The sequence below is a fragment of the Methylicorpusculum sp. genome, assembly GCF_030651835.1.
Taxonomy (GTDB): Bacteria; Pseudomonadota; Gammaproteobacteria; order Methylococcales; family Methylomonadaceae; genus Methylicorpusculum.
Map to the genome: position 1 here is coordinate 82,750 of NZ_JAUSBX010000045.1, position 7,941 is coordinate 90,690.

The following is a 7,941-nucleotide window of genomic DNA, read 5'->3' on the forward strand; positions in this document are numbered from 1 at the left end:
GTCCGGTTTTGTCCGGTGTCCGAATCGCAATTATTCATAAATACGCCAAACATAGCTGCCATGTTCAACGATATACTTTTGATCGAATAACTTGTCTCTGCACCGCTTGAACGCTTTACGCCTTGCATCATCGGTATTAACATCAACCACAATCGCCTTATAAGCCACCTCCCGCCAATGCTCGATATTGACTATCTTTTGATGCTTGCCACTTAGGGAATCAAATCCACCGTACATTAGCTTGATCTCCGCTGTTGGCTCTACGCCATGAGCTACGATTGCATCATTAAGACTGTTTAGAATGGAATCATCCCGCGCCGATAATCGCCGTTTTTTAGCCCGCGCGCTCGGACTAACTTCACCCGCACAATCCAGGTAAACGCTTGTGAGCGGCTCTCCATCATCATCAAGCCAATCCAGATCAATCTGCTTAAGGCTGAACTGTAAAGGCTTTAAGGCTTCAAAGTCTTTGGCCTTCTGGCAGCTTAGGATAATTGCATCACCGTCCTTATTTGCTGCGAACTCACCATCCATTGCAGCACGAATCGAACTACTACCCCGGCTACGGTCTTGTGCGCCGTGCCCACTGTGGTGGACGATCAGAACGGCTGACCCCATAGGCTTGAAGAAGAAATCTACATTGGAGATAAAACGACCGATATCTTGACTACTGTTCTCATCTCCCGTCATGTTGCGGTGCATCGTGTCAATAATTATGAGGCCGGGCTTTGGGCAGATTGCCCCAACGACTTCAGCAACCATTGCAACACTATCGTCGCTAATCATATTTGCAGGCTGTTCGCTAATGAATAATCGAGCTGGTGCTTTCATCTGATATTTAAGCTCTAACGCCTTTAATCGCCTTCCAAGTCCTGCAAAGCCTTCTCCCGCAATAATGACTACATCAACTGGTTCCGTGCTGTAGCCGTGCCAAGCAATACCCGCCGCCATACAAAAGGCCCAATCTAAAGCGAAGAGCGACTTACCCGCGCCCGGTGCGCCAAACAATAAATTGAGGCTTCCACGTTCAATGATGTTGTCGATCAACCACTCCTGTCGAACGGGATTAAGGGTTAGTTCGCTGGCGGAAACAAGTGTGAAGGGGCGGCGATACTCCTGTTTTCCGCTTTTAGGGATCTGTGCGGTAGCTATCTTTTGTGCGACGCTCGATAACCCCTTGTATTGATGTAGGTCGTTGAAATCCGTTCTACGCTTGCCGTTTTGATCAAACTCTTCACCCATGAAATCCGGCCAAACACACAGGCCATTAATTAAGCTTGCTGCCTTCATGCCATCCCTAATGCCTGGATTATCCTGCGGCAATCTTTTTGTTATATTTTCATTAAAGCAATCGTTGTCAGCACAAATGGTAATCTTGCTGCCCTCATAATGACGCCGTGCAGCTTGTGCAATTAAATCCAAGTTGTCACAAGTAAAGGCAACAAAAACACTTGCGCCTGTTGCTTCGTGAATGCTGCATCCAGTCGCGTAGCCTTCGCACACTGCAATTTCATCAAGCTTACCTTGAATAAAAAAGTATGCTCCTTTGCGTTTTCCTCCATATGTGAATTTCTTTTTGCCGTCGGCATCAATATCTTGAAGGCTGACGACCTCCCCTGTCTGGCTATCGTGCATTGGAATAATGAGTTTGCCGCCGTTTATGCGGACATCGCCATAGGCCTTGATGCCCTTGGCTACAATATAAGGATGGGTATCGCCGGGGTTAATTGGAGGCAGAACGGAAAGCTTAGCGCTAGCCTTTTTTGCGGCCTCATCATGACGCAGCTTTACTTCTACCTTAAACTGTTCCTGACTCTCCTTGTAAATCCTTTGGTGTTCGGCTCTTTCCGCTTCGGTCATCAGGTGGGAGTGCTTGTCCCATGATGACCAGTTTTGTCTTGGGATTTTATTGGTCCATGAGCCGAAATACATGTGCACATGGCCTTTGGATCCTACGGTTGCCTTGTAGAATCCTTTTTTTTTGCGTGGCTTGTCATCCCTATGGTTTAAGTTATGAAAATTGCCATCAGCTTCAATGAGGCCTGAGATCAATAACCCGTTATCCTCAAGAATGCGCGTTGCTTCTCTTAAGGCTTCGCTTGATGATATAGGCTGATCATCGTTACTTGCATATTTGCTTGCATCAAAGCCGCCAGGGCCGAATATGGCCTCAAGGTTTCCAATTTTATTTTGTTCGATATTTGAACTCGAATGGTTCATAATAGTACTTCCTTTGTTAACTCCATGCCCACTCCTGCGGCGCTTGGATTAGAATACTCGGTCTGGCAACTCGAGCCGTGACCGGATCTGCCTCATATCTTTTTGTGATAAAGACATGAGGCTTTTTTTTGTTGATTGTTTTTAGTAAGTGATTGTTTTCATCTAGCGGCCATTCTTGCAATGGAACCCGCAATTCAAGCGCCTTGGTTCTGTCTTTCGATACAAGCAAGAAATTCGCGCTCATCAATCAGCACGCGTCGTCCTACTCGCTTAAACGCTGATTTAAAACCATTTGTTTTTTCATGGAAGATTAAGTGTCGGAGTCCGCCTTGTGGGGGCCATGCGTGGTGCTTATTCCACTCTGGAACGGGAATAAAACGTGTTGAGGGTTGCGCTGCTATTGTTGTCATAAATCACCTTTTGATTTCAATTGATATGAATCGCCGCCAAGTTTGGTGCTTGCGGCTTGGGGCAATTATGACGTTAAACTTTTTCCTATCAAGCGCATGACCCAAAAAAAAGATGTAAGGTCAACCATTTCGGACACTCAAATATTTTGGCGTTCATCGGTAAACCTCTTTTCTGTGGCCGATTTCAATCACTAAAATCAGCAATTCATCATCCTCAATCCGGCATAACAGCCGATAGTCACCCACGCGGTAACGCCATAACCCAGATAAACTACCCTGTAAGGCTTTACCACTGGCACGGGGATTATCTACGGGTTGTATTCGCTCCTGCAGAAAGGCCGCGATTCTCTTTTGAACGGGCTTATCCAGTTTCGACAAGTCCCGCATGGCATCATTGGAAAACTTAACTGTCCAGGCCAAAGGCTTTCACCACGTCATCAAGGCTGTGTGAGGCTTTCCCGCTGTCCAGGTAACGCTGATAGGCAGCTTCAGCGCTTTTGGCGTCTTGGCAATCTTCCAGGTATTGAAGCAAGGCGGTTTTAACCAGTTGCGCGGGGCTTAGGTGTTGTTGTGCGGCAAGCTGGTTCAATACGCCGGTAGTTTCGTCGTCAAGCTCTAAAGTCATCATGGGCGGTTCTCGGTAAGTATTATTGATTGGTAACAAATAGCCGATTGTTCATGCTCTCAACTACCCCGGCTATGTGGCTGTCTGAAAGGTGGGCGTAGCGTTTCACCATGTCTAGCGTTCGGTGTCCCAATACTGCGGCAATATCGACCATAGACGCGCCATTCATGGCTAAATAAGACGCGGTGCAATGTCTTAGGTCATGCCAATGAAAATCGGTTATCTCAGCGCGTTTTAAGGTTGTTTCCCAGGGCGATCTTAAATCCATAGGCTTATCGGGTGAAACCTTGCCGGGAAAGAGTAGTTGACTTTCAAGCCTTCTGACTTTGGCATGTTGGCGCAATAAATCCAATGCAAGACCGGTTAAAGGAACGCGCCGCCGATCACCATTTTTGGTGTTATGCAGAACGATAACGCCGCGCTTCAAGTCAACATCAGGCCATTTAAGCCCCATCAATTCGCCCTGTCTCATTCCTGTAGATAAGGCCAGAATGACGCACAGATAAAGCTGTTTATTGTTGGATTCTTGGCAAGCTTTCAATAAGCGGGCGCGTTCGTCATCATCCAGGAAGCGCACCCGCCCGCGTGGCAATGCTGGCATTTCTAACCGGTTATCCCTTAGTGGTGATTCTTCAATCCAATGCCATTCGTTAACGCAGCGTTTTAAAATGCTTTCGATGGTTAAAAAGTATTTTCTAATGCTGTCGGGGGAAAGATTGCCGCCTTTTCTGCTGGGTGTTTTTTGCAAGGTGTCCCGGCAATCAGCGAATACCGCTGTAGTCAAATCGGCCATAACATGAAAACCGATTTCATCACGCCAAAACTGCAAATGCTTTTTACGGTTTAGTTGCTCTTTTGGGGTGAACTTAACCGGTAAAATATCGCGTTCATATCGGTCGATTGCATCGGCCAAGGTATGTTTTTTTGCTTCGCTAGTTTTGAAATGTCGACCTTCGCGAATAGCTGATTCGGTATTTTGTATCCACTTTTTTGCATCGGTCAACCGGGTGAATGTAGCTGTTTGCGGTGGAAAGCCTTTTAGTCTAACTTCTGCCGTGTATTTGATAATGCCGTTTTTATCGGTGCGTTCTTTGATGCGTGCCATGGTTACCTCGATAGGATGGCAACCGGCTTTTTGATATGATGTATCCAGCCATTGCTTAACCCAGAATTAAGTTATTGGTAAGGCCTTGTTTGGTGGTGGTACACCTGCAAGGCCGCTTTGTTTCTGGCCTACAGTATAAATACTTTTCCCATTTTTGTCCCATTTGCTAGTAAAAAAGGGCAATATTCAGCAAAACATTACAACAATGAAAATTAATAAGCCATTGATTTATTTATTATTGTTTATTGTGTTTTGTTGTGGGTTTTAGCCTGTCTCTCCCTCCTAAGGGGAAGGTCGGACGTTCAAATCGTCTCCGGGGCACCAATAAAAACAATGAGTTGAACGATTTATTGTGTATCAAAAAATCTTCACGTTGCACTCACGACACACTTCTAAAAAAACACCCGCAACACTTGCCGAAAAACAAGCACAAAAAAACGGCATATAACCGGCTTAATCCCAAGGTTTAATTACGTAAAGCCGCATGAATTCTATAATTGCACTGATCTTGAATCCACGAGCTATTGCGTTGGATGGCGAATCGTTGGAACTGGATTTCTTGTTGGCAACATTGCTTGGCTTGGAAGCCAACTTCCCGAAAGCACGTGAAAAGCTAGAGATAATCAATCGCAAGTCTCCGAGTAAACTGCTGGTTTTGATCCGACTAATTCAAGTTTGCTAGCAAATGTGCGATTATTCTGCTTCTGTCGGTTACTTAAGACATGCTCTGCGTGTGACTAGAGAATCAACAGAGCTGGAAACCAAGCGGCAGCGTTATCAGGATCTTGGGCTTTGGGTTAGGATCAAATGAAATTAAGAGTGTATATAGCGCAAGGGGCATTAAATGGAATTGGACTCAATTCTGTTTGCCATTGAAAGATGGGCAAAAATAGCCTTTATGAACGGATTAAATGTATGAAAAAGCTCGGGCGTAACGATCCCTGTCACTGTGGCAGCGGCAAAAAATATAAGCAGTGCTGCTTAAAGGCTGAGGAGACCCAGATGGCAAGCGATCGCTCGGAAGCGGTACCAAAAGCAATAAATTGGTTCTTCACAAAGTATGGCCAAACTGCGCGTGAAGCGCTTGATGAAGGGTTTTTCGGCGGACTGGAGGACGATGAATATGCATTGCTCCAGGACCTGCCTGGCGATTCCTATCAAGGTATCATGATCAATGCCATGGAATGGCTGCTGGCGGATGGCGTTATTACCATCAAAGGACAGGTGCATCGTGTTGCGGAATTATTATTCGGCCGGGGCGGCCCGCTCTTCTCAGCCGAACAACGGCAATGGCTAGAACAGCTAACGACTATGCCGCTCAGGCTTTACGAAATCGTCGATGTGCGACAGGGAGAATGTATGACATTGAGGGACGTTATGCTGCCCGAACGCCAACCTGTCCTCGTCCTGGAAAAATCGGGCTCTCAGCACGCGAACCGATACGACCTCATCGCGGCACGCATCCTGCCGGTTAAAGATCATTTCGAACTGTCCGGCGCCGTGTATTCTTTTCCCCGCCATCGTAGCTTAGACTTATTAAAAGAACTCAAAAGCGAACTGGAAGACGTCGAGCCTGATTCGCTTCTCGCCAAGGAAATCACCAGCGTCATCATCCCATATCACTGGCTCGAGTTATTTCTAGAGGCCTTTGAAATGCCGCAACTGGTCGATCATGTGACGGGCGAACCGCTCCTGTTTGTGACCGATCATTACCGAGTTCAGGACTGGGACGCACTGGACCAGGCCTTGTCCGCTGAAGCGGATATCGAGGGTAACCGTGATGAGGGCTGGAGCCTTATTTTTGAAGGGGATGATGGTCTTACACGCAGAAATCTCAGCATTGAGGTGGGCAAACGCCAGGATCGGCTCAAAGTGTTTTATCGCACCCAAAAATATGCGGACGAAGGGCGGTCTTGGTTCGAAGCATTGGCAGGCTCGGCCATTGTCTTTGTCAGTCGGGAAATCTCCGACCCGAAGGGGATGCTCGCTAATTTGCCGCCCAATGAGATCAAGAATACATCGGAACCAGCACCACTGCCGCCCGAAGTCATGACTGAGCTCATCGAGAAGAGAATTCAACAGCTTTATGCTAACTGGGCTGACGAGCCGTTACCGGTATTGGACGACAGAACGCCGCGAGAGGCTATCCAAACGCAGGAAGGACTGGAGCAGGTAAAATTCTTGCTGCATACCTACGAACATGGCGAAGCACAGCAGGCCAAAGCTCAACACCGCACACCGGTTTCCTATGAATTTCTCTGGCAGTCGTTAGGGATAACGCCGTAGGGGAAACATTTGCTTTGATGATATCGATACAGGCGGCATTGATCAGAATGTGAATGGAAGGAATGCTGGAAATGGTGTTCTTTCAGGTCGTTCACAGAACCGACTTGAGAGCAATCCATAGCAAAGCAGCATCGATCCGGTGAAACATGACAAGAGGCCAGCAATTCTCAGTTTGATTTTTTCAGCGTTATTTTAGGCTGGGAAAAGCCTTTCGAGGAACGCCGTAAACCCATGGGGGCTTGAAAACAGCATCCCTGTTGCCGACATCCTCGAAAAGCTTCTCCAAACCCTTTTTTCCTTCAAATTGAGAATTGCTGGCATGACTGCTGTGACATTGATTTTTCCTCACCAACTTTTTTCCAACCATCCCAGCATACTAAGAGGCCAGGATGTTTATCTCATTGAAGAATGCCTGTTTTTCAAGCACTACCGTTTTCATCAGCAGAAACTGGTATTACACCGGGCCAGCATGAAAAAATATGCCCAATTGTTAGACCGACTCAATGTCAAGGTGAACTATATTGACAGCCAAAATGATTTAAGCGATGTCAGAAAGTTGATCCATCACTTGGCTCAACAAAACATTACCGGGATTCAGTTTGCCGATGTTGCCGACAACTGGTTAAAGACCCGAATCAAAAGCTGTTGCAACAAACACAACATCAAAATTACTGAAACGGTATCACCCAACTTTTTAAATACGCTTGATGGCGTAAAACCCTTTTTCGATAAAAAGAAAACCTATTTTCAAACAGCCTTTTATATTGACCAGCGCAAGCAACGGGAAATTTTAGTGGATGCAGGAGGCCATCCACTTGGCGGTCAATGGACTTTTGATGCAGACAACCGCTTGAAGTATCCAAAAAATGACAAGCCGCCGGCAGTAACTGTTGCAAAAGACGATAGCTGTGTAAGGGAAGCCAAGGCATATGTAGCGCGTTATTTTCCCAACAACTATGCCAGCGCGGAAAATTTTATTTATCCAACCGATCATGCCGGCGCTTCCATCTGGCTGGATGAGTTTTTGGAAACGCGGTTTGAAAAATTTGGCCGTTATGAAGATGCGATGGTGGCCAACGAACATTATTTACATCACTCCGTATTAACGCCAATGCTCAATATCGGCTTGCTTTCGCCACAACAAATTATCGATAAACCTAAAAAGAGCGGTTGAATCCACTAAGCAGGCGCTGACAGGCATTCCGGCGACTGCAATTGACGCCCCTTGAGATACTTAACCAGCGCTAAACTCAAGATTCGGTACCAGCGCTGGATCGCTGTCAACTGCTCCGCAG

At 46.6% G+C, this 7,941-nt stretch carries 8 protein-coding genes; 3 read left to right on the plus strand and 5 right to left on the minus strand.

All coding sequences use genetic code 11. The features are described 5' to 3' along the window. Positions 1-30: 30 nt before the first annotated feature. The 5 genes from Q7V32_RS05800 to Q7V32_RS05820 all read right to left on the minus strand — a co-directional run bounded on the left by Q7V32_RS05800 (position 31) and on the right by Q7V32_RS05820 (position 4,360). Positions 31-2,220, minus strand: coding sequence for an AAA family ATPase (locus tag Q7V32_RS05800; RefSeq protein WP_304896028.1), 2,190 nt, complete (start codon positions 2,218-2,220; stop codon positions 31-33). Positions 2,221-2,414: 194 nt separating this feature from the next. After that, positions 2,415-2,630 (minus strand): hypothetical protein, encoded by a 216-nt coding sequence (locus Q7V32_RS05805; protein WP_304896029.1) that lies wholly within the window; start codon positions 2,628-2,630, stop codon positions 2,415-2,417. 153 nt (positions 2,631-2,783) lie between these two features. Beyond that, positions 2,784-3,050 (minus strand): type II toxin-antitoxin system RelE/ParE family toxin, encoded by a 267-nt coding sequence (locus tag Q7V32_RS05810; RefSeq protein ID WP_304896030.1) that lies wholly within the window; start codon positions 3,048-3,050, stop codon positions 2,784-2,786. Beyond that, positions 3,034-3,258, minus strand: coding sequence for a DUF6290 family protein (locus Q7V32_RS05815; RefSeq protein ID WP_304896031.1), 225 nt, complete (start codon positions 3,256-3,258; stop codon positions 3,034-3,036). Before Q7V32_RS05815 ends, Q7V32_RS05810 begins: the two co-directional genes overlap by 17 nt. Positions 3,259-3,277: 19 nt before the next feature. Next, positions 3,278-4,360, minus strand: coding sequence for a site-specific integrase (locus Q7V32_RS05820; protein WP_304896032.1), 1,083 nt, complete (start codon positions 4,358-4,360; stop codon positions 3,278-3,280). A 484-nt stretch (positions 4,361-4,844) separates the two neighbouring features. Here Q7V32_RS05820 and Q7V32_RS05825 point away from each other — a divergent pair, with 484 nt between their 5' ends. The 3 genes from Q7V32_RS05825 to Q7V32_RS05835 all read left to right on the plus strand — a co-directional run bounded on the left by Q7V32_RS05825 (position 4,845) and on the right by Q7V32_RS05835 (position 7,820). Next, the gene (locus Q7V32_RS05825; RefSeq protein ID WP_304896033.1) at positions 4,845-5,042 is read left to right on the plus strand and encodes a hypothetical protein; all 198 of its coding nucleotides are present in this window, start codon (positions 4,845-4,847) and stop codon (positions 5,040-5,042) included. Between the two features lie 233 nt (positions 5,043-5,275). Next, a complete protein-coding gene (locus Q7V32_RS05830; protein ID WP_304896034.1) occupies positions 5,276-6,646 on the plus strand; it encodes an SEC-C metal-binding domain-containing protein in 1,371 nt (456 codons plus the stop codon). Positions 6,647-6,965: 319 nt separating this feature from the next. Then, the gene (locus Q7V32_RS05835; protein WP_304896035.1) at positions 6,966-7,820 is read left to right on the plus strand and encodes a cryptochrome/photolyase family protein; all 855 of its coding nucleotides are present in this window, start codon (positions 6,966-6,968) and stop codon (positions 7,818-7,820) included. Positions 7,821-7,941 lie beyond the last annotated feature (121 nt).